The sequence below is a fragment of the Nitrospira sp. KM1 genome, assembly GCF_011405515.1.
GTDB lineage: Bacteria > Nitrospirota > Nitrospiria > Nitrospirales > Nitrospiraceae > Nitrospira_C.
This window is the reverse complement of record NZ_AP022671.1, coordinates 718,144-744,182: the sequence shown is the minus strand read 5'-3', so window position 1 is coordinate 744,182 and position 26,039 is coordinate 718,144. Positions and strand designations below refer to the sequence as shown.

General features: G+C 51.6%; 19 protein-coding genes and 1 tRNA gene. All 20 read left to right on the top strand.

Annotation, left to right across the window (positions count from 1 at the left end):
* The first annotated feature begins 174 nt into the window (after positions 1 to 174).
* The 20 genes from dnaG (at position 175) to W02_RS03350 (ending at position 25,949) form a co-directional block, all read left to right on the top strand.
* Positions 175 to 1,989: a DNA primase gene (gene dnaG / locus W02_RS03445; RefSeq protein WP_173044827.1), complete on the top strand. Its 1,815-nt coding sequence runs from the start codon at positions 175 to 177 to the stop codon at positions 1,987 to 1,989.
* A 2-nt stretch (positions 1,990 to 1,991) separates the two neighbouring features.
* Entirely contained in the window at positions 1,992 to 3,800 is a 1,809-nt protein-coding gene (gene rpoD / locus W02_RS03440; protein WP_173044825.1) for an RNA polymerase sigma factor RpoD, read from the top strand.
* A 68-nt stretch (positions 3,801 to 3,868) separates the two neighbouring features.
* Positions 3,869 to 3,945 (top strand) — tRNA-Ile (locus W02_RS03435).
* Between the two features lie 70 nt (positions 3,946 to 4,015).
* The gene (locus W02_RS03430; RefSeq protein ID WP_173044823.1) at positions 4,016 to 4,792 is read left to right on the top strand and encodes a zinc ribbon domain-containing protein; all 777 of its coding nucleotides are present in this window, start codon (positions 4,016 to 4,018) and stop codon (positions 4,790 to 4,792) included.
* Positions 4,793 to 4,934: 142 nt separating this feature from the next.
* A complete protein-coding gene (gmd, locus tag W02_RS03425; protein ID WP_173044821.1) occupies positions 4,935 to 5,948 on the top strand; it encodes a GDP-mannose 4,6-dehydratase in 1,014 nt (337 codons plus the stop codon).
* The gene (locus W02_RS03420; protein ID WP_173044819.1) at positions 5,945 to 6,907 is read left to right on the top strand and encodes a GDP-L-fucose synthase; all 963 of its coding nucleotides are present in this window, start codon (positions 5,945 to 5,947) and stop codon (positions 6,905 to 6,907) included. The genes gmd and W02_RS03420 overlap by 4 nt, the downstream gene beginning before the upstream one ends.
* Before the next feature lie 435 nt (positions 6,908 to 7,342).
* Positions 7,343 to 8,053: a class I SAM-dependent methyltransferase gene (locus W02_RS21980; RefSeq protein WP_173044817.1), complete on the top strand. Its 711-nt coding sequence runs from the start codon at positions 7,343 to 7,345 to the stop codon at positions 8,051 to 8,053.
* Positions 8,054 to 8,465: 412 nt separating this feature from the next.
* Positions 8,466 to 8,930: a tetratricopeptide repeat protein gene (locus W02_RS03410; protein WP_173044815.1), complete on the top strand. Its 465-nt coding sequence runs from the start codon at positions 8,466 to 8,468 to the stop codon at positions 8,928 to 8,930.
* A gap of 179 nt (positions 8,931 to 9,109) precedes the next feature.
* The gene (gene wecB, locus W02_RS03405; RefSeq protein ID WP_173044813.1) at positions 9,110 to 10,210 is read left to right on the top strand and encodes a non-hydrolyzing UDP-N-acetylglucosamine 2-epimerase; all 1,101 of its coding nucleotides are present in this window, start codon (positions 9,110 to 9,112) and stop codon (positions 10,208 to 10,210) included.
* An 85-nt stretch (positions 10,211 to 10,295) separates the two neighbouring features.
* The gene (locus tag W02_RS03400) at positions 10,296 to 12,053 is read left to right on the top strand and encodes a hypothetical protein (protein WP_173044811.1); all 1,758 of its coding nucleotides are present in this window, start codon (positions 10,296 to 10,298) and stop codon (positions 12,051 to 12,053) included.
* A gap of 127 nt (positions 12,054 to 12,180) precedes the next feature.
* Entirely contained in the window at positions 12,181 to 13,545 is a 1,365-nt protein-coding gene (locus W02_RS03395; RefSeq protein WP_173044809.1) for an oligosaccharide flippase family protein, read from the top strand.
* 329 nt (positions 13,546 to 13,874) lie between these two features.
* Complete coding sequence (locus W02_RS03390) at positions 13,875 to 15,080, top strand: hypothetical protein (RefSeq protein WP_173044807.1); 1,206 nt, start codon at positions 13,875 to 13,877, stop codon at positions 15,078 to 15,080.
* A 25-nt stretch (positions 15,081 to 15,105) separates the two neighbouring features.
* Positions 15,106 to 16,365 (top strand): glycosyltransferase family 4 protein, encoded by a 1,260-nt coding sequence (locus W02_RS03385; RefSeq protein ID WP_173044805.1) that lies wholly within the window; start codon positions 15,106 to 15,108, stop codon positions 16,363 to 16,365.
* Positions 16,346 to 17,458 (top strand): CapA family protein, encoded by a 1,113-nt coding sequence (locus W02_RS21975; RefSeq protein ID WP_370467958.1) that lies wholly within the window; start codon positions 16,346 to 16,348, stop codon positions 17,456 to 17,458. Before W02_RS03385 ends, W02_RS21975 begins: the two co-directional genes overlap by 20 nt.
* Before the next feature lie 54 nt (positions 17,459 to 17,512).
* Complete coding sequence (locus W02_RS03375) at positions 17,513 to 18,346, top strand: bifunctional 2-polyprenyl-6-hydroxyphenol methylase/3-demethylubiquinol 3-O-methyltransferase UbiG (RefSeq protein WP_173044801.1); 834 nt, start codon at positions 17,513 to 17,515, stop codon at positions 18,344 to 18,346.
* 193 nt (positions 18,347 to 18,539) lie between these two features.
* Positions 18,540 to 19,721, top strand: coding sequence for a phenylacetate--CoA ligase family protein (locus tag W02_RS03370; RefSeq protein ID WP_173044799.1), 1,182 nt, complete (start codon positions 18,540 to 18,542; stop codon positions 19,719 to 19,721).
* Positions 19,722 to 21,875 carry a bi-domain-containing oxidoreductase gene (locus tag W02_RS03365; protein ID WP_173044797.1) on the top strand — a complete coding sequence of 718 codons (2,154 nt, stop codon included), beginning with the start codon at positions 19,722 to 19,724 and terminating at the stop codon, positions 21,873 to 21,875.
* A gap of 8 nt (positions 21,876 to 21,883) precedes the next feature.
* A complete protein-coding gene (locus tag W02_RS03360) occupies positions 21,884 to 23,566 on the top strand; it encodes a heparinase II/III family protein (protein ID WP_173044795.1) in 1,683 nt (560 codons plus the stop codon).
* Between the two features lie 12 nt (positions 23,567 to 23,578).
* Positions 23,579 to 24,829, top strand: coding sequence for a glycosyltransferase family 4 protein (locus W02_RS03355; protein WP_173044793.1), 1,251 nt, complete (start codon positions 23,579 to 23,581; stop codon positions 24,827 to 24,829).
* A 436-nt stretch (positions 24,830 to 25,265) separates the two neighbouring features.
* Complete coding sequence (locus tag W02_RS03350; protein WP_173044791.1) at positions 25,266 to 25,949, top strand: hypothetical protein; 684 nt, start codon at positions 25,266 to 25,268, stop codon at positions 25,947 to 25,949.
* Positions 25,950 to 26,039: the final 90 nt, after the last annotated feature.

Sequence of the window (26,039 nt, the reverse complement as noted above, 5' to 3'; positions counted from 1 at the left end):
GTTACCGCGTCATGTGTATATTTATGGACGGTCTCCGGCCCTTTACATTGAATGAGCATATAGGTAACATTGACAGGTTTCTGTCCCGTCTGGTACCTTAAACCTTCAATTTTCCTTTCACTTGCATTAAGTCAGTCCCCCTTGCGTGAAGGGGGAACAGGAGCCGCGACTCCCGTGGGCCGAGGCCTGATTTCCGAGGACATCATCAATCAAATCAGGGACCGGATCGACATCACGGAGGTAGTCGGGCAACACGTCAGTTTGACGAGAGCCGGGCAGAATCTGAAGGGGCTCTGTCCTTTTCATCAGGAAAAATCTCCCTCCTTTACTGTCAGTCCATCCAGACAGATTTTCCATTGTTTCGGGTGCGGAGCGGGAGGAAACGTATTTACATTCTTGACGAGAATAACCGGCAACGCTTTTCCGGAAATCGTCAGGGAATTGGGCCAGAAGGTGGGGATCCAAGTGGAGTCCACCGGTCATGCAGGCCCGCAGGCTGCTCAAACGGCTCGAATTGAGCAGGTGAATGTTGCGGCATCGAAGTGGTTTCAGCGGAGACTCCGTGAGGAGCAGGGGGTGTGTGAGGCGAGAGACTATCTCGATCAGCGCGGGATGACTCAATCGGCCATCGAAGCGTTTGGCCTGGGGGCGGCGCCGAATGAATGGGATGGGCTGCTCAAGAGTTTGACCAAGGAGGGATTTTCTCATTCCGACCTTGCGTCCGCAGGTCTTATCATCGCCCGCGAAAGCGGTCCAGGGTTTTATGATCGCTTCCGAGGCCGGGTCATGTTCACAATCACGGATCTGCGGAAACGCGTGGTTGGTTTTGGTGGACGCGTGATAGGAGAGGGTACGCCGAAGTACCTGAACTCTCCTGATACTCCTCTTTTTAAGAAGGGCCAAACCCTCTTTGCATTGGATATCGCCCGCGAGGCCATCGCGCGAACCAAGACCGTCATTGTCGTGGAAGGTTATTTTGACGCCATAGCTCTTCACCAGGCAGGACTGACACAGACAGTAGCCACGTTAGGCACGGCATTGACCGCGGAACATATTCAGGTCTTGCGACGCTTTGCCTCGAATGTCGTGCTGTTGTTCGATCCCGACGACGCCGGCGTACGGGCGGCGTTACGAGGACTTGATCTCTTCGTCAACAGTGGAATGGGAGTCAAAGTCGTCACGTTACCAGCCGGCGAAGATCCGGATACGTTCGTCCGGAAACAAGGGCCGCAGGCATTCACAGAGTTGGAGCGACATGCTCCCAGCCTTCTGGATTTTGCGCTCGAACATAATCTTCAGAAAGCAGAGAGCGGTTCAGTCGAAGGCCGGATCCGTGCCGTCGATGATATTCTGAAGATTATCCAAAAGAGCGAGCACCCCATAGAACGAGAAGAGCGCATGAGGATTGTGGCGGAACGGCTGGGAATCAACCAGGGACGGTTGATCGAACGGTATCCGGCGTTGGTTGGTAGTAAAGAAGATCGCCGGCAACGTGACCGCACGGTGGTCGACCGCCCAATGCCTTCGTACAAAGGTGCACCTGAAGAGCGAGACCTCGTCTACTTCCTTCTTCATGGACAATTGAACGCGACCGATGTGGCACGCCTAAAGCCTGAGGCGTTTTCCATCGATGTGTGCCGCGCACTGGTTGAGCGGGCATTGACATGTCTGGATCAAGACGGGCGAGTCAGCGTTCAACAACTGTTGTCGATGGCCATTGATGATCCGGTGTGCGGACAGGCCGCTTCAGAGCTTTCCATGCGCGACGAACATTTCGACGATGTACGTACGCATGTCCAGGACTGTCTTGACACCCTCGATCGCAAACGTACTGAAGAGTTCATGCGGACATTGATCTCACAGCTCAAGGCAGCCGAGCGTGACGGCCGACTCGAGGACGTCCACGCCTTGAATTCACAAATCAACGAGTTACGGTCCAAGAAGGCAGGCCGACCCGGGACCGGCGTATTGTCTTTGGTCAAGGAGTAAGTATGGCGAAACAAGAATTGCTCGTCGAAGTGAAGAAGCTTATCTCGATCGGAAAAGAGAAGGGCTTTTTGACCTACGATGAATTGAACAGCACATTGCCCGCTGAAGTGGTGTCGTCTGAACAATTTGGCAGCATCATGACCATGTTCGGTGAAATGGACATAGAAATTGTCGATGCCCCGGAAGGGGGTGAGCGGCAACAGAAAGGCCGGGATCGGGAGGAGGCGGCGGACGAGAGCGAAGAGGCGGATGGCGGCGAAGAGAACGAGAAGGAGATCGATTTGACGCCAGGGGCGCTCAGCCGCACCGATGACCCCGTTCGCCTCTATCTGAAGGAAATGGGCAGTGTCGCCTTATTGAGTCGCGAAGGTGAAATCGAGATCGCCAAGCGTATTGAAGAGGGCAAACGGGACATTGCGTTTGTCATCTACGGCATGCCCATGACCATCGAGTTCATCCTGTCGCTCCGTGACCAACTGAAAAACGGTAAGATCGACGTGCGCGAGATCGTGCCGATCGTTGAGACCGAAGAAGACTTCGAGGAAGAAGAAGTTGAAAAGGATTATGAAGAGCTGCGCGTAAAAACGTTGGAAGGGTTGAATACCGTCAGGAAGGTCTCGACCTCATTAAAAGGTCTGTACGAAAAATCTCGCCAAGCTGGAAAGGATCCGGCCAAGCTTAAGAAAATCAAGAAACAAATCGATGCCATTCGGGAGCAGGTGGTCGACAAGATGGAGGCGGTCAATCTCCACGGAGTGCTGAAGGACCGTATGGTCCAGCGCGTGCGGGAAATGGCCATTCAAATTCGCACCGCTGAGAGGGAGATCGTCAGCAGCCAGCGGCGGCTCGGTGTCGCCGGTGAGGCCGGCGCCGAACTCCTGCGCAAGCTTTGCCGGGATCGAAAGGATTTTCTGGCGGTCAAGCGGCGAGCGAATGTGTCGGAAGAGACGCTTCAGGACATCAAGAAGATCTATCAGGCGGCTAAATCAAAAATCCGCCAGTTGGAAACGGAAGAAGCGCTGGTCTCGGGCGAGGAAGTCAAGGATGCGGTCAAGCATTTGGACGTGGCGGAGGAAAAGGTCAAACGGGGCAAGGCGGAGTTGGTGGAGGCGAATCTTCGGCTGGTGGTCAGTATCGCCAAGAAATATACGAACCGTGGACTCCAATTTCTCGATCTCATTCAGGAAGGCAATATCGGGTTAATGAAGGCGGTAGACAAATTCGAATACAAGCGCGGGTATAAATTCAGCACGTACGCGACGTGGTGGATCAGACAGGCCATTACGCGCGCGATCGCAGACCAAGCACGGACGATCCGCATTCCCGTACACATGATCGAGACCATCAACAAGCTCATCCGTACGTCCCGGCATCTGGTGCAGAAGCTCGGTCGCGAGCCGACCCCGGAGGAAATTGCCGAGCGCATGGATCTTCCGCTCGACAAGGTTCGAAAAATCTTGAAGATCGCGCGTGAGCCGATTTCTCTCGAAACACCGATCGGTGAAGAGGAAGACAGTCATCTGGGGGATTTCATCGAAGACAAGAAGGCGATTTCTCCTCTCGAAGCCGCCATTCGGTACGATCTGCAACGTCAAATCAATAGTGCACTCGAAACGTTGACGCCACGCGAAGAAAAAGTGCTTCGCAAGCGTTTCGGGATCGGTGAAGCCACCGACCATACCTTGGAAGAAGTCGGGCAGGATTTCGAAGTCACGAGAGAACGAATACGGCAGATCGAAGCCAAAGCGCTTCGCAAGCTTCGGCATCCAAGCCGCAGTAAAAAGCTTCGGAGTTTCGTCGAAAGCTTATGAGCCATCGGGCGTCACCGTTTGACTCCATCACGAGTGAGGCCTAAAATTAGCGATGAGCTGGACCATCCGGGCCCATAGCTCAGGTGGTTAGAGCGGCTGACTCATAATCAGCTGGTCCTAGGTTCAAGTCCTAGTGGGCCCACCAGCGGATGGGCGTGGGGCGGCGACGAGCCGTCTCGTGGGGCTCTCCGCAACGAAGTAAGCATAGGAGTGCATTGAACCAACATCTCTCTCCTCTCATCGAACTGCAAAAGTTGGATCTTCGGATTGTCGAGATCCACGATCAACGTCGGAAGATCCCGGAACGACTCCATTCGCTCGAGGCTCCTCTTCGCGAAGCCCAGCAGATATTTCAAGACAATACAGCCTCCATGGACGCCGTGGTGAAGGAACGACGGGCACTCGAGCGAGATGTCGAGGCGCAAGATGCGCATAACGACAAAATGCGCGCGCGGCTCTCTGAAATCAAGACGAACAAGGAGTACCAAGCGCATCTCTTCGAATTGCAGATGGCCAATAAGAAGAAGTCTGAAATCGAGGACAAAGTCCTGTCCTGCATGGAGAAGATTGAGCAACTCCAGCAAACCGTTCAAAATGCCAAAGAAAAGGTGTCGATCGTCGAAAAAACATTTCTAGGCGAGAAGCAGGTTCTGGACGAACTCGACAGGAAGTTGTCGCTTGAGTTGGAGGCGCTTGAATCAGAGCAGCGTGAACGCGCGGCGCGGGTAGAACGCACGCTCCTTGACCGGTATAGAAAGTTAAAGAACGCCAGGAAGGATCAGGCGCTTGCCGCGATCTTAAGCGGCATGTGCTCCGGATGTCGCCTCCAAATTCCGCCACAACTCGTCGCCGAAGTAAAACGGTCTCAAGATCTTCACACCTGTCCGTATTGTCATCGCCTGCTGTATTGGGAAGAGGAATCGAAGCCAGAAAATAAGACCGTGCCGAATAGTCCTAGTGAAGGCGGTCTTGAAGTGGGCGAATCCGTTTGAGTCCTGTGACCGCTTCCATAGCTTCCGTTTCATGTCTTGGCCTGCTTTTCGTCACGGTGCACTTCTGTATCGTGGAAGACTCCGTCAAATCTGGACTTTCTGATCGTTCGTTCGATAATTCCCGAATTAACCAGGAGTCATCGTGAAAAAAGCACTCATTACCGGCATCACCGGGCAGGATGGGTCGTATCTATCAGAATTTCTCCTCGCTCATGGCTATGAAGTGTATGGCATTATCAGACGATCCAGTTCATTTAACACGGGCCGCATCGATCCCATCTACGAGGACCCGCATGTTCCTCACCGCCGTCTCAGTCTGATCTACGGTGACTTGAACGACGCCAGCTCGCTGAACCGCATTCTTCGGATGGTTCACCCCGACGAGATCTATAACCTCGGCGCCCAGAGCCATGTTCGCGTCAGCTTTGATATTCCAGAGTACACCGGTGAAATCACGGGTCTGGGGACCGTACGCCTGCTTGAAGCCATTCGCGAATCGGGTCTGAAGCCAAGGTTCTATCAGGCCTCTTCAAGCGAAATGTACGGCAAGGTCCTGGAAGTTCCGCAGCGGGAAACAACGCCGTTTTACCCGCGCAGTCCATATGGCGCGGCGAAAGTGTATTCCTATTGGATCACGGTCAATTACCGAGAAGCCTACGATATGTTTGCGTGCAATGGCATCCTCTTTAATCACGAGTCACCACGGCGCGGTGAAACCTTTGTGACGAGAAAAATTACGAAGGCGGCGGCGCGCATCAAGTTGGGTATGCAACAGGAATTATTTCTTGGCAATCTAGAGGCGAAGCGGGACTGGGGATTTGCCGGGGACTATGTGCAGGCGATGTGGATGATGTTGCAGGCCGACGAGCCGGAAGATTATGTCATTGCCACGGGAGAAACGCATACCGTCCGTGAGATGCTCGAATTGGCATTCGCCCGATTGGAGCTCGACTGGAAAAAGTATGTGAAGATCGATCAGAAATATTATCGCCCGACGGAAGTGGATTTGTTGATCGGCGATGCCGATAAGGCGAAGCGGAAGCTTGGCTGGCAACCGAAGGTCCGTTTTGAAGAGTTGGTCGCGATGATGGTGGACGCCGACCTGGCATCGGAGAAGGAACGGCTAGAAGGAGTCAGGGCAACGGGCGGACGATGACGTCGTCTTGGAAAGAGAAACGCGTCGTGGTGACCGGCGGCGCCGGATTTCTCGGCTCGTTCGTGGTCGAGCGGTTGAAGGCATTGGGGTGTTCTCAGATCGTCGTTCCGCGAGCCAAAGAATACGACCTCGTTCGAATGGAGGCCGTCCAACGTCTGTACGAGGACGCGAACCCGGATCTTGTCATCCATCTTGCGGCCAGGGTTGGGGGAATCGGAGCCAATCAAGCCAACCCCGGCAGGTTCTTTTATGACAATCTCATGATGGGGGCACAGCTCATCGAAGCTGGGCGTCAGCATGGCCTTAAGAAGTTTGTCGCGCTTGGCACCATCTGCGCGTATCCGAAGTTTGCGTCGATCCCCTTTCGGGAAGACGACATTTGGGACGGATATCCGGAAGAAACCAATGCGCCCTATGGATTAGCCAAGAAAATGATGTTAGCGCAGTCGCAGGCCTACCGGCAGCAATACGGGTTCAATTCGATAGTATTGTTTCCGGTGAATCTCTATGGACCAAGAGACAATTTTGATTTGGCGACTTCACACGTCATTCCGGCATTGATTCGGAAATTCGATCACGCCCGGGAGAATAGGGCTGAAGCCGTCACTCTGTGGGGAGACGGATCGCCGAGCCGGGAATTTTTGTATGTAGAGGATGCGGCTGAGGGCATTCTTTGTGCCGCTGAGGTATACGATGACAGTTTGCCAGTGAATCTTGGAACGGGAACGGAAATCACCATTAAAGATCTCGCTGTGCGGATCGCTCATGAGATAGGATTTGCCGGCAAGATCGTGTGGGACACCTCGAAGCCGAACGGTCAGCCTCGACGGTGTTTGGATGTCACGCGAGCGAAAGAGCTTTTCGGATTTCAGGCTCGGCATAGCCTGGAAATAGGTCTGAAGAAAACGATCGAGTGGTTCATGGCAAATCGTCACAAGCTTCGCGAAGTCCATTTCTAAATCTGTGCGATAGAGTCGTTGTCGCCCTGCCAAGACGCAAGGTGACCCATTGAGGATGTGCAGCGCCACATCCCCCCAACCGCATTGATGTAAACTTTTGAGCGAGGTGACGCTCTTGCCTGAAACCTGCTGGGCTAACTTGCGCGGAGCCCCTCGGACTTGAACGGACTCTGTTGGAGGTCCTACCGGCAGCCCCACATCCTTCTGATGGTGTTTGGCATGTTCGCGGTCGGGAACTTCGTTGGTGAGGAAATACTACCGAGGTGCATCTTCTCAGCCGCACGTAAGAGACTTGTGTTGCGCTGAGAGAAAAGAGTTCAGTACATTGGAGACTGGATAGTATTTATATTTTAGTGGATAGAGGCTTTACGATGGGGGGTTGGAAGCAGAAAGCGATATGTTCTTTAAACCCTAGAAGACCATGAAGGCTTTGGCATGACGAACGAAACGTTATACACGAGCGGGAAATACCTGGAAACCTCGCAGTCATGGCACGCTGAAGATTCTCCGTGGAAGGCAAAGCAGATTTCTAAGGTAATTCGTGACAACCGTCTCTGTCCTAAACAGGTGGCAGAGATAGGATGTGGCGCGGGTCTAATCATTAATGAGCTATCCAGGGTTGAGGAACTTCGTGACACACAGTTTTGGGGGTATGACATCTCACCTTTCGCAATTCAACTTGCGAAGCGACACGAAACTTCTAGAGTAAGATTTTTTTGCGAGGACTTGTTCGCTGAAGGAAATCGCGAGCATTTTGATGTTCTATTGGCAATAGACGTATACGAACACATTCCGGATTATATGGGATTTCTGGCCAAGTGCAGAATGAAGGCGAACTATAAAATTTACCATATACCGTTAGATCTTCATGTCTCTTCAGTCCTGAGGAACGTCTTTCTGAACAATCGGTATTCAATGGGCCACCTTCATTACTTTACGGCTGATTCGGCTATAGCCACGTTGAAAGATACGGGTCATGATGTGATCGATAGTTTCTACACAAATCCGTGCATGCAACTTTTTAGAGAACATCCTTCGGTTAAACGGGCTATCGCAAATGTTCCTCGGTGGTTGTGTTCAAAGATCAGCATGTCGTTTTCTGCTCGCATCTTTGGAGGATATTCCCTACTCGTCCTAGCAAGGTAGGCGATTCTCTCTCCCGCATCGGAAATGGCTCATGAAAAAGCTTCTTAGAAGCTTTGTGAATGGGCCGATCGGTCCCAAGCGTAGCCGCACTGAGTTCGGTTATTCGTGTCACATCCCGTTGAGACTGAGCGTTCTGCTTGGGGGGCGGATGCAGCCCTCAAGAAACCAATCGAGTGGATTGGGTGAATCGCCACAATGTGCAGTTAAATCAGAGATTTAGATTCTATCCAACAGAGTCGTTTGTCATCCTGCCGTGACCAAAGGTCACTGATTCGAGATGCGTACAGTATTGGCAGGTTCCGCACAGGTCTCATACAGGTCATTCACGTAAACCATTGAATGAGTTGGATCTCTTGCCATTAGCTCACTGGTCCAGGTTTTGCTCAGTTTCGAAGGCTCTGGAATATTGTCCATGTCTGAAGCCGTCTATCAAACCGAGGAGAATGGCCTGGAAGAGGTTATCACCAGCGCGGAGTGGTACGAGCGGGGACTCGCCCTTCGAAGAGCGGGGTTATATGGCAGGGCGATTGAACAGTTTCAGAAGGCGGCCAACGATACCTGCTATGGGCTCAAGGCCTACGCGCAAATAGGCTTCTGTTACAAATCGGAACAAAGGTACGAAGAGGCCGTGATCGCGTTTCGGCATGCATTGAAGTCGGAGAATGCGTCAATGAAGGAGACGGTTCAAGTGCTGTATCTTCTTGGTCGCTCTCTCGAATCTCTAGGAAGAGACGATGAAGCATTGGAAGCGTATCGATGGCTTCGACGTGAAGACGGGAAGTTCCGGGATGTGACTGCGCGGATTGAGTCTCTAAGCAGCAAAAGAATCCGACCATCCGGACTTTCAGCAGAAGTGACACGTTCTCGACCAGCCTAGGAGTGCCAGGCTGGCAGAACATCTTTCGAGACGAGAGGTTAGTAGCACAACTGGATTTCTTGTTGCCCAACCCCTTCAAATCGGTTAAGAAATCTTCAGTAGCGAGCGCTCACCGCATCATGATCCCGCATCGACTATCCAATCCACTTCGTGGGCACGAATGGGGACCGGGTGTATGAATGAAACGAATTGACTTGATCGCTGGAGCACGTCCCAACTTTATGAAAATTGCACCGATTATAGGCGCCCTCAATGACGCCAAGAATCGGGGAAGCGAGCTTCGCTTTCGATTGATCCATACTGGGCAGCATTATGATCGGGCCATGTCAGGCAGCTTTTTCGAAGAACTGGGTATTCCAGATCCTGACATCAATTTGGAAGTTGGGTCTGGCACACAAGCAGAACAAACCGCCGGAATCATGATGGCATACGAAAAGATTCTTTTAAAAGAAAAGAGCGATTTGTGTCTCGTGGTGGGCGACGTCACCTCGACCATGGCGTGCTCAATTGCCGCGCGTAAGCTGGGTGTACCGGTAGCGCATGTGGAAGGGGGCATTCGGTCCGGTGATTGGACGATGCCGGAGGAGATCAATCGGGTGGTCACGGATTCAATCACGAACTGGTTTTTCACGACAAGCCAGACGGCAAATGACAATCTGCGCCAAGCCGGCGTCGACGAAGATCGTATTTTCTTTGTCGGAAATACGATGATTGATACGCTCCTCACGCAGCTTCCACGTCTACGTCCACCGGAATGTTGGAATGCCTTGGCGCTTGAGCCGAGCAACTATTTCGTTGTGACATTACATCGTCCTGGGAATGTCGACGGTGAACAGGGTTTGTTGTCCTTGCTCGAAGCCATCGTCGACGGCACTCGAGGCTTCCCCGTGGTATTTCCTGTCCATCCTCGTACCGCTAAGCAGCTTGGAGAGCTTGGCATTCGCACTCCACAGCTCCACTATATCGATCCGTTGGGCTATCTTGAATTCAACTATTTGGTGAGGCATGCACGAGCTGTGATCACCGATTCCGGAGGGATCACGGAAGAAACAACCGTGCTTGGCGTGCCATGTTTGACGCTCCGTGACAATACCGAACGCCCTGAAACAATTACGATGGGGACGAACGAATTGATTGGGACAAATCCGAGTAACCTAGCACCGGCCTTGGCCCGATTGAAGGCTGGCAAATGGAAAAAGGGTGGAATTCCCCCTAAATGGGACGGAAAAACGTCAGAGCGGATTGTCAAGATTCTCGAGCAGTTGTTAATCGGTGCATGACGTACGTTTCAAAATAGGTTGCGTAAATGGAGGGCCTATCGATTGGTGGGCGTTTGGCCGCGACTGACGGTAGGTGAAAATGATCATGAACGCGATGAATAATCGGGCGAGTACGGTGAAGACTTCATCTCAGATATTGGGCATTATCGTTATGGGAGCGAGTATCGCGCTCTCTATGAACATGCCTGGTTACGCCGAAGTGCCGAATTTGGGGCCGCTGTTCGTGCACGTGGTCGATCCCATCAGCCCTGGACAGATCCTTCCTGGAACGTATCCGTTACCGGGCAGCGCATCTACGATGGCACAAGTCAGTGCCTGTCGCGATGAGTATGAGCCGGTGAGCTTCGTGATTCGGTCCTCAGGGCGTGATATTACAAACCTACGGTTCGATCCAAGTGACCTTGTCGGAGATAGTGGGAGCATTCCTAAAAGCAGCATAGATCTTCGGCTTGTCAAAGTGTGGTATCAGGCAGGAGGCGGATGGAACACCATTGGGCTGTCTTATATGGGAAAATCCAAGGTCCTCGTGCCAGAGTTGCTCCTGAAGGACGATGAGCTAATTAAAGCTGATGAGGCATCCAAGTCGAACTTTGTGAGGTTAAAGTTTCCTTCTGGTAACAAATTGGTGTCGGTGACCGAGCCTGCGGCGCTGCGTGTCCGTGTTCAAACTCCTGCCGACGAATTTCCAGTGAGCGATGCTAAGGAACTGCAGCCGATATCCCTAAGAAAGAACGAAACGAGACAGCTGTGGGTCACGGTGCATGTTCCTCATGATGCCAAGTCCGGCATCTATCGCGGCCGTATTGCCGTGATGGACGATACTGGTCTGATAGGCAATCTCGGAGTCACTCTTGAGGTTCTTCCTTTTAACCTGGATCCTCCAAAAATTGACTATAGTATCTATTACCGGGGTACGCTTTCCGAAAGCTCTACCATTTCATCAGAACGGAAAAGCCATACACAATTTGTTGCCGAGCTTACCAATATGCTGGCACATGGGGTAAAGAATCCAACTGTATATCATCGTCTGAACAAAGCTGAACTTAATGAAACCCTGAGGATACGAAGAGAAGTCGGCTTGGATAGTTCAACCTTATATTACCTTGGCTCCGGCACAGGAAACCCCGACACAGCTGAACAGTTGATCATGTTAAACCGACGGCTGAAGGCAATGAAAGACATAGTGGGCGAGCAAGGAATCAAGACTATCTATCTTTACGGTATCGACGAAGCCAAGGGAGAGAGACTGGCATCCCAAAGAAAAGCATGGGAGGCGGTGCGTGACGAAGGAGTAAAGGTTTTTACTGCGGGATCCTCGGACGCGTTCTCGCTAACAGGAGATCTTTTGGACCTATTGGTCCTGGCAGGTAAGCTACAACCCGTTCAGGCGGAACAGTTCCACGGAGCAGGGCATAGGATTTTTTCATATGCCAATCCTCAGACCGGACCGGAAAATCCAGAAGTATTTCGACGAAACTACGGACTGGAGTTATGGAGAAACGATTACGACGGAGCCATGCCCTATGCCTACCAGGATTCAATGGGATTCATATGGAATGACTTTGATCATCCACAATATCGTGACCACAACTTTACGTACCCGACAGTCGATGGAGTCATTGATACGTTGGCTTGGGAAGGTTTTCGAGAGGGAATTGATGATGTGCGCTATGTGACAACACTGGAAAATGCATTAGAACACTCTTCCAAGCCATATCCTGCTGCTGCACTCGAAGCAAAAAAATTTTTGACGGATCTGCGGGCATCACTACCGGCTCATCTGGCAGAGGTCCGTTCCAAGACCATTTATCACTTACTTCGGGTAGTTTCCGAGAATAATTGAACAGAAACGGGACGTCTGCTCTAGCTTCGCCTCCAGGTGCAAGAAGTTCCATTTTTGCAATAAGGCTCTCGGTAAGGGTCTCCGCCTGCTACGATCACTAGCCCTCCGGCAGGCAGGAAGGATTCGGATGCTGACGAATTTGCTCATGGAAAGTCGAGCACGTTTGACTATTCGATCCGAATTGAAGTCAAGCCTGAAGAGCATCGCGCTCATCTTTTTCAGCCTGGCAGGATCGGGGTTTCTTGCATTCCTTACTCAGGTATTGCTCGGTCGGATCCTGACGGTCGAGGATTTTGGAATTTTAAGTACCGCGTTATCGATTGTTGTGATCGTGACCGCCGTGATCGGCTTTGGCATGCCCAGCGTGTGGCTTCTCATATTTGGACAGGAAGGGTGGCAGGCTTTCAGATGGGTCAAGAAGTCGTTTGGGTTCATGTTGGTCTGGGGGCCCTGTGTCCTCGGTTTATCTTGGTGCGTCATCTGGTTCATGAATGATGCTCGTCTGTTCGGAACCATCTGGTGGTTGCAGGCTATGGTGGTCATGCAGGTACTGGTGGAGTTGCTTGGTGCAAAGTTACAACTCGAGGCGAGATATACCGCGTTATCGATGTGGCAACTATTGCCCCACTTAGGCAGATTGTCGGTGGCTGCGGTTGTGTATTACGCGGCAACGCCGAGTGTAGATTTGGTGGCCAAAGGGTTCTGTGCGATGTCACTGCTGCTTATCGCAAGCTCTGCGTTCGCCCTCGCGTCATTCACACCATCAAAAATGCGACTGGCTGGACACCAGTCATCAAGTGCTTATTCGGAAAATCCTTCGCCTGCTAGTCCCAGTCTGAAGAACCTCTTGACGGTGGCTTGGCCGTTCGCCGGGGCTGCGGTGCTGGGCATGTTGTATGGACGGATCGAGATCGTGTTGCTAGGAAGCGTCATTAGTCCAATCGCCGCAGGAGCATTTTCAATTGCGACCGCTTTTCTGCTGGTGACCTTTCTGGTTCCCCAAGCGATGTATCAGAAATTTTTGCTACCGAAGATCCACCGCTGGTTTTACAGTGATTGGAAGAAGTTTCTATCTGTGTATCGTTTTGGATGCGCAACGATGACCCTCTTTGGTCTCGCCGCTACCATCGGCATCTATTGGCTTGGAGGAGCGCTTGTCAATCTGTTCTTCGGTGACAAATACAGTCGATCTGGTGAGATTCTATCGATGCTGTCTGTGTGCATCCTCTTGCGCTTCATGTCTACGAGTATCGAGAGTTCCCTCATGTCAGGCGATCACGGAAGGCGGAGGCTGTATTGCCAGGCGGTTGCGGCGCTCATCAGTGTCCCGTGTGCATACATTCTTATAGATCTGTACGGGGTGAATGGGGCAATCCTCAACAGGATTCTGACGGAATTGACTTTGCTTGTCGGCTATTCCTACACGGCTTCCCGCTATGTGCTCGGTGCGAATGCGTGGTCTGGCTGGTCGTTACGATTTCATCACGGATAGGCATATGTCATTTGATGTCCATTGTGAGAGCGCGTGTGTATCGCTGGTGAAGTGCGGATTGTCGCTGGCTCGAAGTCCTCGGTCGCATACGTTCGCCGCCAAGCCTATTGAACCTGAGTCATGGATATGAGAGAGCCGATGCGGAGGCAAGGTCTTTTGAATGGCATGGGGAAAAAATGAATCATTGGTGGCTGCTATTCCTGCTCAACTTGCCAATCCTACAGGAGGTAATTCGGAAGTACTTTGTCTACTCCGATCTTGTGTTCCTGGCGGCAGATGCGCTGGTAATTCTGACGGCCATTGCCGTAGGTCTTCAGGGGAATCTGGACGTGAAGAACGTGCCGTCCGTATTTGTACTTTTGAGCGCACTCGTCATCGTTCTGACCCTGGTCAACCATCTGTCTGCCGGCAACCACATAGGAATGTATGGAATAGGTCTGCGGGCGACATTTTTGCCATTGGTTTACATGCTGCTCTGTGCTCGATATGTATCTGCAGTCGAGAATGGATATGACCGGATATTTTTCTGTGTCAACGCGTGGATTCTTATAATTGGCTCGATGGCCATATTGCAGGTGCTCCTGGGTAAGGACCATCCTATAAATTCGGTATGGGGAACCTCAGCCCTTGGAGTAGGCGATTTTGCGACGACGGAGAAAGGGCTGCTCATACGCGGAATGTTCAGGCCGACGTCCATATTTACGCACACCGGCAAATTCGGCCAGGTCATCTTCACCCTTGTCTTTTTTAAGTGGTGTTACCTCCTGTTCTCCAGGGTCAAACGATCGTCACTGCTCTATGCCTTGATGCTGTTCGATTTGGCGGTTATTTTTGTATCAGGACAAAGAGCGGCACTGATGTTTCTTGTATTGGGTACGATCATGATCAACGTGATTCATATGAGGGAACACGGCGTGAGTTTGAGAAAAATAGTCATCCCGAGCGTGCTGATCGCAGGAGGTCTTATGGGGGCTTGGGTTGCCAGACCCGGTATGGCGCAAGCCGTGTTTGATCGCTTCGCAAGCGTCATCACAGCCGTCCCTGTCAGGCTCGAAGGGAATGTCTGGCTCCCGATCGAGACGATGTTAGAGGACTATTTGTTTACTGGCGAGGGACTGGGTTATTTCACATTCGGTTCTCGCCTCTTTGGCGGCGGAGCGCAGGTGTACCAGGCAGTCAAGATGGAAGGTCTTGGTGAAAGTTCATTCATCAGACTGAGTGCAGAAGTGGGGGTCGTGGTTGCACTGACACTTGTGGTCGCCTATTTTTCTCTCGTCTTGCGAGGGATTGGTATGTTTATGAAATACCAAGGGACAGTCGTGGCATCTGGCTCATTGTTTTTTAGTATTTGGGCAATGTGTTTGATGCTGTGGTCTAACACGGCTGACGTTTTCGCGAATTCGATCGTTACGACGATGGGGTTTGCTTTGAGCGGTGCGACCGTATGTAGGGTGCAACCTGACAATGAAGATGAAGTTCCAGAGATAAGTCCTCCTCCGTCCCCTCTTCATCCACCCTGGGTTGCCAGTATCTAAGGTCTCGCGAATCTATGGGTTGTGCATGGCTTTCATGGAAAGAGAGGCGGCGGGGAGGGATGCGAGGAATGCGGTCAGAGTCTTTTATCATGCTGGAGATCATGTCCGAGTGAGAGTTTTATTGAACTGTTCGACGTTAGTAAAGGGGGGGGCCTTGCAGGTCGCCGCTTCCTTTATTCAAACGGCAATGAGCACATCTGATGATATTGCGTGGCACTATGTGATTTCTAAGAACATAGCTGAGGAGTTGGAGCAATTGGGAGTCGCATCCATGTCGCATTCTGTATCAGTTGTCAGCCCCTCACCGGCACGAAATATTCAGAGTAGGAAGATACTTCGAAAGTTGGCGCAGGATATAAACCCGGATATCGTGTTCACCCTGTTCGGTCCCGCATACGTCGATTTTGTACAGCCGCATCTTTGCGGCGTGGCTGATGGATGGGTGACACACGGTGATCGGTGGGCATGGCGGACGGTACAGGGTCCGGTCAATGCGGTGAAGCTCCTGGGGCGCATCTTGTACAAGGCCGTCATGTTCAGAAAGGCCGATGCTTGGGTAACAGAAACGGCAACTGCGAAAGAAGGGATGAGTAATAGGCTGAGGATACAGAAAGAACGAATTACAATAATTCCTAATAACTGCGCCAAATCCTATCTTAGGTGCGAAACCGTTACGAACGTGCCATCGGGCGGGGATAATCTCAGGATTTTATGCATGGCTGCCTACTATAGGCATAAGTATCTGGAGATTGTTCCCGTTGTCGCTAAAGAGCTCAGGTCAATTCAACCGGACCTGCGCTTTGAATTTGTCATGACGCTGCCGGGTGAAGGAGATGGAATCAGAAAGGTAATGTCGAAGGCGAGAGCACTTGGGGTTGATGACCGAATCGTGAACGCGGGATATGTTCCGCTAGGCCAAGGTCCCGACATATACCGTGCATGTCACATGCTTTTTCTACCTTCAGTTTTGGAGACATTCTCCGCAAGTTACCCGGAGGCAATGGCAATGGGTGTGCCTATAGTGACGACGAATCTAAGCTTTGCACGCGATGTATGTGGAAATGCCGCAACATACTTCGAACCAATGAATGCTCGAGACGCTGCAGGCGCAATTATCCGTGTACTCAAGGATGCCAAGCTCTGGCACTTCTTGATTACGGAGGGGAAAAAGGTTCTTCATGCTTTGCCGACGCAAGAGATGAAATACGAGATGTACAAGAACTGCATTTACGCATTGCATCGTCGCAACTGCGATAAAATTCGCAATGTCACGCCGGCTGGATAAGACTGTAGTTCGACAGAAGAAAGGTATCAGGGTACATATGTTTTTTCTTGGAGACATCGCGTTCCCAAAGGGAACGCCAGAGTCGATATCATGTACCGAGAAGCGCTTTGCCACAAGTCCCGTGATTGCGAATCTCGAGGGTGCGATTCTTCCCGAAGATTCGAGTCCGCAGGATGATAGTCTTTATAACGATCGAGCGGTGCTTTCCTATCTCCATAAGAACAATGTGCGGTTAGTGTCGCTCGCCAATAATCACATTACCGATATCGACTGTTCCCCGAAGCGGACAGTTCACGCATTGCAGGAACACGGGATTTTGTCGTGCGGAGCAGGGGATTCCCTGGAGGAAGCTTCGCGGCCAGTTCTTCTCAAAGATCCAGAGGGCGAAACAGTGTTTTTAGGGTTCGGTTGGTCCCCTATAGGATGCCGGGTAGCTTCCCAGAGGACTCCAGGCGTAAATCCGCTCTCTCATGATTCGGTTCTTGACGGTGTGGAGAGAGCCAAACAGATATTCCCCGGCAGGCGAATCGTCTTGCTCATGCACTGGAACTATGAACTGGAAATTTATCCCCAGCCGATGCATCGCCAAATGGCTCATGAAGCAATACGACATGGAGCGTCTGCGGTGATTGGCTGTCACAGTCATTGTGTGCAGGGTATAGAAATGCACTTGGGGAACCCGATTGTATACGGACTCGGCAACTGGTATGTGCCGGAAGGGTTCGTTTTCGGAAGGAATTTGAAGTTTCCTGATTTTGCACTACGCCAATTAGCATTTGAATGGGTTCCGTCAGCCAATCGGATGAACTGTCATTGGTATTCCTATAACCGCAGCATCGGATCAGTCGAATATGAAATGTCGGAGGCATTGGAAAGCTCAACACGGATCAGAGCATTAACTCCTTTCGATTCTATGACCCATGGGGAATACGTCCGATGGTTCAGGAAACACCGCAGGAAAAACATATTGCTTCCTGTATATGGCGACGCCGGTAGTCATGTGACCAATCGGCTCAAAGACGCATGGGTGAGAGGAAGGCACATATTGATGAGCATAGCAGCCGCAACGAATCTAAAAGGCGGATTGCGGTGATCGCAATTCTTGTGTAGGTATCCGGAATGTTTAAAACCACGTGACGAGACCACAATGATCAATTCACGAAAAGGATATGACGAGCGTGTCAATGCAGGCCGTGCGATTCCTCTGGCGCCGGAACGCGATTTGGATGATGATCCGGCGATGATGGTTCAGGAGCAGATTGCGAGGATCAAATTCCTGGACGAGAAAAGCAGCATCCGAGATAGAAAGGTGTTGGATCTTGGATGCGGGACCGGATTCAATTTTGCTTATGCGAAAGAGAAGCTAGGCTCAAAGGAAGTCACTGGAGTAGACATCTCATCCAGTGCGATCGCGTATGCCAAAAAGATATATCCCGCAGGATCATTCTTGCAAGGTGATATATGCAGTCAAAACTTTGATTGTGGAAATGGCATTTGGGATACGGTGATATGTTGCGAGGTGATCGAGCATGTGGACCAACCACAGGCCTTGCTAGATACCATTCACCGGCATCTTCGGCATTCTGGAGTGGGATTTGTGTCGACGCCGAACCGCCCCGTCTTTTCCCTCGGATTCGAACCGTCGCCCGTGAATCACACTCATGTAAAGGAATTCACGCTGGATGAGTTTCGGTCGATGCTCGAAGAGAAGTTTTCCAAGGTCGAGATTTGGGGGCAACGCTTCACCAATGATCGCCTATTTAAAATGCAACAGAGTATTGTAGCGAGGAATATCAAGGACTATAGGCTGTTGGGGGAGTGGTATTGGCAGGACTCGGTCAGACGTATCTGGAAGACGCTACGGTGTGAGCCTCTGCAACGGTTGTGGGGGGGAGGGCTCAAGTATTCGCACGGAGACTTTGCCTTTGCGAACCCGGTCACTCAGGACAGCATCTGGCTCTGTGCATTCGTGGTCAAGTGACGACGGGGATGTGATGGACCGAGAGAAGATCTATAACAAGCTCCCGATTGCCTTGCAGCATGCCGCGTGCTCATTGGAGGGTTGGAGGTTAGTCAGGCGGAGGTACGGAGCGGAATATAGAGAGATTAGTCATGTCCTGAATGAGCGGGTGAGGTTCTCTAGGCATGATCTCGATAATCTTCAGAACCTCCGTTTGAAACGACATCTCTCAAGCGGAAAAGGCAGTCCGTATTGGGCCGAGCGGTTTGTTCGCTATCACGTTCGTCCTGATGGCGATAATCCTTTCGACGAACTGAAGAAACTCCCTATTTTAACCAAGGGAGACGTGCAACAAGACTCTGATCGGATTCGTAACCCTACAATCAACAAAGATGATCTGGTTTCTTGTCATACCAGCGGGACTACCGGCGCCGGTCTCGTCTTTAGCGAGACTGCGGCAGCAGAGCGAGAACGGTGGGCGCTCTGGTGGCGGTATCGGCAATGGCATGGCGTGTCTCACAATACATGGTGTGGCTATTTCGGCGGTCGATCGGTTGTTCCTCTTCTGCAGACCACTGCTCCATTTTGGAGAATGAATTATCCAGGTCGCCAGATCCTCTTCAGCGGATATCACCTCTCTGCGGAAACAGCCCCGGTGTATTTGGACGCGCTCGATCGCCTTGCGCCTCCTTGGCTGCACGGCTATCCGTCAGTCTTGTCCTTAATTGCCGGCTATTTGCAGGACAGAGGGAGAAGGTTGTCGAAAGGACCCCGAGTGGTTACGGCCGGAGCGGAGAATCTGTTGCCGCAACAGAAGCAACTCATCGAGGAAGCGTTTGGCTGTCCAGTCCGTCAGCACTATGGACAGGCAGAAGCTGTTGCAAATATCTCCGAATGTGTTAACGGGCACCTGCATGTTGATGAGGACTACTCTTTTGTGGAATTCGTCCCGCTCGAACATCACGCCAATGTTTTTCGAATCGTGGGGACAAACTGGAGCAATCCCGCGTTCCCTCTTTTTCGTTATGACACCGGCGATCTCGTCGAGCTTTGCACGCCTCAATTGAAGTGTCATGTGCCCGGTCGCACGGTTGGTTCGATCGATGGCCGTCGGGAGGATTATGTCACGCTACCCAACGGAGCTCGTATCGGTAGGCTGGACCACATATTCAAAGATTTGACCCATGTCAGAGAGGCGCAAATATACCAGCCGGACCGCCGGGCGCTGGTCTTCCGTATCGTCAAGCGGGATGGGTACGACGCGAATTCTGAGAGGCAGCTGTTACACGAGGCACGCAAACGACTTGGTCATGACATTGGCATCACGTTGGAATATGTGAATGCTCTTCAGCGGAGCACTACGGGAAAACTACGATTCGTGATAAGCGGAGTATGAATGAAACAGATTCTGCAGCACCTGGGATCCGGCGAAACCCATCTGAGTGAGATTCCATCTCCGAAAGTGAGAGAGAACCATCTCCTCATTGAAACGACGCGCTCGTTGGTTTCCTCGGGCACCGAGCGTATGTTGGTCGAATTCGGCAAGGCCAATTGGATCGACAAGGCTCGTCAGCAACCTGAAAAAGTGCGGATGGTGCTGGATAAAGTGAAAGCGGATGGGTTGATGCCAACGATTGATGCGGTACGCCACAAGCTAGATCAGCCGCTGCCGATGGGATATTGCAACGTAGGGAGGATTTTGGAAGTGGGCGACGGTGTGGCCGGATTTGCCATTGGCGATCGGGTGGCATCGAACGGAAAGCACGCCGAAATCGTCTGCGTGCCGCGAAACTTGTGTGCAAAGATCCCTGATCTCGTCGGAGACGAAGAGGCCGCCTTCACGGTTGTTGGGGCGATTGCGTTGCAAGGCATACGGTTGCTTCAACCCACTTTGGGGGAGGCCGTGGTGGTAACCGGCTTGGGCCTCATCGGCTTAATGACGGTTCAATTGCTCAAAGCTCATGGGTGTCGGGTTCTGGGGCTCGACTACGATCCGGCCAAGCTCACTCTGGCGGAGATCTTTGGAGCTGATGTTCTCAACCTCGCTCAGAACCCCGATCCACTCGATGCCGCCATGGCCTTTTCACGAGGACGAGGAGTTGATGCGGTCATCATCACGGCGTCCACGAAGAGTAACGAGCCTGTACATCAGGCAGCCCTGATGTGCCGCAAACGCGGACGCATCGTCTTGGTAGGAGTAACTGGGTTGGAACTATCACGGGCCGATTTCTACGAAAAAGAGTTGAGCTTTCAGGTTTCCTGCTCGTATGGACCCGGGCGGTACGATCCGCAATATGAAGAATGTGGGCAGGATTACCCGTTTGGGCTCGTCCGCTGGACGGAACAGCGAAACTTCGAAGCCGTTCTCGATATGCTAGCCGATCGCAGGTTGGACGTGGGCCCGCTCATTTCCCATCGCATCCCTTTCGACACAGCCCTCGCCGCGTACGATCTCATTTCAAGCGGGACACCGTCTCTTGGCATTATCTTGCAGTATCCGGCTTCGAAGGAGTCTTCAACGAAAAGATTGTCGATCAGGACGGTTACGCTCTCCCAAGAGCCTCATTCCATCACGGCCTCAGACCCGGTCGTCGGGTGTATTGGGGCCGGCAATTATGCGACTCAAGTACTCCTCCCCGCTTTCAAAAGCGCAGGGGCGGGATTGCATTCAGTTGCCAGCAGTACAGGAGTGAGCGCGGCCCATGCCGGTCGGAAGTTCGGCTTTGCAGAAGCGACATCAGACGGCAGGAGCGTAATCGACTCCGTGCTTACGAATACGATAGTCATTGCGACTCGACATGATAGTCATGCACGACTGGTCTGCGATTCACTGAAAGCCGGGAAGCATGTGTTTGTCGAAAAACCGCTGGCGATCACTCGGGAAGATCTTGATGCAATAATCCAACTGTATCAATCCGTATGCGCTGATAAAAAGAATTCATCTCCACTGTTGATGGTGGGATTCAATCGGCGATTCTCTCCGCAAATCGTGGAAATGAAGCGATTGCTTGTCAGCATAGAACAGCCGAAGACCTTCATCATGACCGTCAATGCCGGCCATATTCCTCCCGAGCATTGGACTCAGGATCGCCAGATTGGGGGAGGTCGGATCATCGGAGAGGGATGCCATTTTGTTGATCTCCTCCGTTTCTTGGTTGGATCACCTGTGACTACTGTACAGGCGTTGATGATGGGATCGTCCAATCATGCGATCGTCCGAGACGATAAGGTCGTGATCTCAATGAAATTTGAGAATGGTTCAACGGGCACGATTCATTATCTTGCCAACGGCCATAAATCGTTCCCAAAAGAAAGGCTCGAAGTCTTTTCAACAGGAAGAGTCTTGCAGCTGGATAATTTCCGGAGACTGACCGGGTTTGGATGGCCGGGATTCAGAAAGATGAATCTTTGGCGGCAGGATAAAGGCAATGCCGCATGCGTCGCTGCGTTTGTGGACGCCATCCGACAAGGAGGCCCGTCCCCAATTCCCTTTCACGAGCTCGTGGAGGTAACCAGAACGACGTTCGATATCATGGACTCCTTGGCATAAATCGTTTCATGGATCGAATACGCCTGTATGCGGGGACCCTTCGGTATCTGAAGCTCTCACAAATCGTCTATTTCGTGCGCCGGCGGCTGTGTCCTTCCTCCATTCCAAAGTGTCGCGAAGTTCTTCCGCCTGTTCGCGGGAAAATTCTGATTCAATCGAGTCCTACGGGTGCTCAGAAATCATCCGCCGAGCACACGTTGTGCTTCTTAAATCGAAAAAAAACATTTTCTCATGACGCTGTGGATTGGTCCTCGGGCGAGATGCCCAAGCTGTGGCGTTACAATCTTCACTATTTTGACTATTTGAACGATCCAGCGCGATCGACCCCAGACAAGGCGCAGTTGGTTGCAGATTGGGTGCTCCATGTTCCTGCAGGTATGGAGGATGCTTGGGAGCCCTACACGGCTTCGCTGCGCATCGTGAATTGGATTAAGTTTTTCAATGGAGATCAGGTGGCCGTTCCACCTGAGTGGAACAAGAGTCTTTACCATCAGGCGCTCTGGTTGGAACGCAATATCGAATATCATATTCTCGCGAACCATTATCTCAAGAATGGTGTTGCGCTGTTTTTTGCCGGAATGTATTTCCAAGGAGACGATGCCGATCGATGGATTGAAACCGGATTGAAGATTCTGCGGGAAGAACTCGAGGAGCAATTTCTCTCAGATGGCGGCCATTACGAAAGAAGTCCGATGTACCATTGTATCTGCGTCATGGACTATCTCGATGTGCTCAATGTGATGGGTTCGTCCGTGGGAAAACGCTTCAGAGAGTTCGATCATTTCCGTACTCGTATGAATCGATCCTTGGACTTTCTGCACGACATCTGTCTCCCGGACGGCATGATTCCTCTTTTTAACGATTCAGCGATCGGCATTGCTCCAGCACCGGATGAGATTTTTAGGTACGCGGCTCAAATCATCGGCTATAAGAGACCTCAAAGCAACCTTGCTCGCGTAGCGATCGAAAAGCCGCAAAGCGGGTATTTTGCGCTTAGAAATCGTAATGACATGATGGTCATCGATTGCGGCGACATTGGGCCAACTTATCAGCCAGGGCACGCACATTGCGATACACTCAGCTACGAACTGGCCATAGACGGCCGCCGCGTGATCGTGGACAGCGGGATATATGACTATCAGCCCAGTCCTCAGCGACGGTATGCGCGTAGCACACGTGCTCACAACACAGTAGAGATCGATGGACAGGAGCAGTCTGAAATGTGGGGAGTGTTTCGTGTTGCGCAACGGGCAAGAGCTTTGCACGCGTATGCGAGGATTGAGTCTGATAACCGTCTGATATTTGAAGGTTCACATAACGGATATAGAAGAATCTCAGGTGGCCTTGTGCACACAAGATCCATCGAATACGATGGACATTCATGTTGGCAAGTGCGCGATAGGATAGAAGGGACAGGAAAGCACATTGCAAGGAACTACATCCATCTCCATCCCGATCTTCATGCATGCTTAGATGGTAGCTCCGTTAGTGTGCGAGATCGCTCCGGTCGCGCGGTCGTCATCATCGAGGCCTGCGATCAATCTGAGATTGCGCTTGCAGAGGGGGATTACTATCCGGAGTTTGGTAGGGAAATGAAGAACGCATCTATTATCTGCACTCGCGCAGCTGATGCCCCGATGATGCTCGGATACCGTATCACAAAGATCGATTCAATCCAGACCATTCAATAGTGAGGTGTACCGGTGCATGTGCTGTTTCTGTCGCATTATTTCCCACCAGAGGTGAATGCTCCGGCGACGAGGACCTACGAGCATTGCCGGCAGTGGGTCAAGGACGGACACACCGTCACCGTGGTGACCTGTGCTCCAAATCATCCACAGGGCAAAGTGTACGGTGGCTACAAGAACCGTTTGTTTCACCGTGAAACAAAGGACGGCATTCACGTGGTCCGCGTCTGGACTTACGTGACTGCGAATGAGGGATTTCTCAAGAGAACGCTGAACTATATTTCGTATATGGCTTCCGCCGTGGTTGCCGCGCTATTTTTACCGAAAGCCGATGTCGTGTTGTCGACTTCGCCGCAGTTCTTTAATGGCCTGGCAGGGTATTTCGTCAGCAGACTGAAGCGCATCCCTTGGGTGCTGGAGATTCGCGATTTGTGGCCCGAATCGATTCTGGCGGTGGGAGCTATCAAAAATCAAATGCTCATACGAATGCTGGAGCGTGTTGAGTTGTTTGCCTACCGCCATGCTGACAAGATCGTTCCTGTTACGGATTCTTTTAAGCGGTACATGATCGGAAAGGGCATCGACGGCCAGAAAATTACCGTGATCAAGAACGGCGTGGATTTGGAGCAATATCAGCCGCTCGATGGGCATAACGCCGTGGCAAAAGAGCTTGGTCTTGAAGACAAGTTCGTGGTGTCATACTTCGGGACCCACGGGATGGCACATCATCTCGAAACTATTTTCGAGGCTGCCAAGGAAATCTCTGGATGTACGAAGATTCAGTTTCTCCTCGTCGGCGACGGCGCCGAACGGCAAAAGCTCCTGTCGATGCGCAGTCGATTGGGCTTGGACAACGTCACGATGCTTGAACAGCAGCCGAAGAGTAAAATGCGGGAACTGTGGGCGCTCTCCCATATCAGCCTTGTGTTGTTGAAAAAATCGGACCTGTTCAAGACAGTCATCCCCTCAAAAATATTCGAAAGCCTCGCCATGGAAAAACCCATCTTGCTTGGTGTGGAAGGGGAGAGCGCAACACTCTTGACCGATGCTCAGGCCGGATATTGTATTGAACCGGAAAATGCCAAAGACCTTGCCGTACGCGTGCTCGAACTCTTCAACAATCGGCAGCTGTGCCATCGATTTGGTGCGAGTGGAAGGGCATTCGTCATGGAACATTTCGACAGAGTCGTGTTGGCCAGAAAATTAGCTCGTGTCGTGTCTTCCGCCTGTGCAGGAAATTCTGTCGCTCAGACCGTCGTCTTGTAGGTGAATACATACACAATTTACAGACTACGTACAGACTACGCGTTGATGAGTAAGAGCAAATTGTCACATAGATTTAGAGTCAGACGTTTCTAGCTCCAACAGATATTGCCAGCGCCCATCCAATCCGTACATTCTCTGTGTATTCCCAGCATTGTTTAGGTTCAGAATGCATTTTCTCTAGGCTAGGTCCACCGTCTGATCGGGAACATTTGTCTCTGCAACATTAAATTTTAAAAATACGTTTTTTTGTCCTTGTTCAAGCTGCTTCGATCGACTAAGTAGTAATCATGGTTGCATGTTTGAGGTAGCTTCGGCTTGTAGCTGCGCTCGGATTCCAAATCCCAAAATGTAGGTTGTGTTTGGCGCTCTTGAGGTTTGGCAAGAGCGTGATGTGTTACAGGACTAACCACAGGACTTAACCATGGAGGGAACTGCTATGACGAAAAAGAAGCATTTGATCGCATTAACCGGAGCCAGTGCACTCGCGCTGACACTGATGTCCGGAGCTTTACCGAGCCATCAAGCATCAGCCGCGCTCTTACAATTTGCATTTACCGGCGCGGTGGGAGAAGTAAGCCCGTCGGTATTTCCTGCTCTCAACACCGGCCAGACCCTCAGCGGGTCATTCACATTTCAATCCACAACGCCTGACAGCAATCCGGGTGCGAACATAGGACTCTACAATGGAGCCATTCAGGGTTTGACCGTCAATCTTGGTTCCTTTACCGGAACTCTGGGAAGCGGAAGCAATGCTATCCGGATCCAGAATTTACCGTCGATGGACAGTTTTGCGCTGACGGCGCCTCTTTCGGGCAATTCCGTCCAAGGCTTTGCGCCGTTGCAATTCCACATTGAACTCGACAATAACAATGGAACAGCCTTTACCAGTGCAGCATTGCCGACCACGCCACCCAGTCTTTCATCCTTTGCGAGCAATCAGTTTCGCCTGGTATTTGAAGATGCAAGCGGCAACGTTCGTGCGCGGGGCTCGCTGACTTCCCTGACCGCCGTTCCGTTACCGGCAGCAGTCATGCTGTTTTCTGCAGGCTTGATAGCGTTGATCGGACTCGGTGCAGGAGGGTGGAGGCCGCAAAAAAATCGTTTCACCATGACGGCGTGATGTGCTCATCGGACATTATGTCCGGTCGGATCATCCCACCTGATGTCATATGACATCAGGTGGGAAGTTTCTTCTTATCGCGATCCAGAA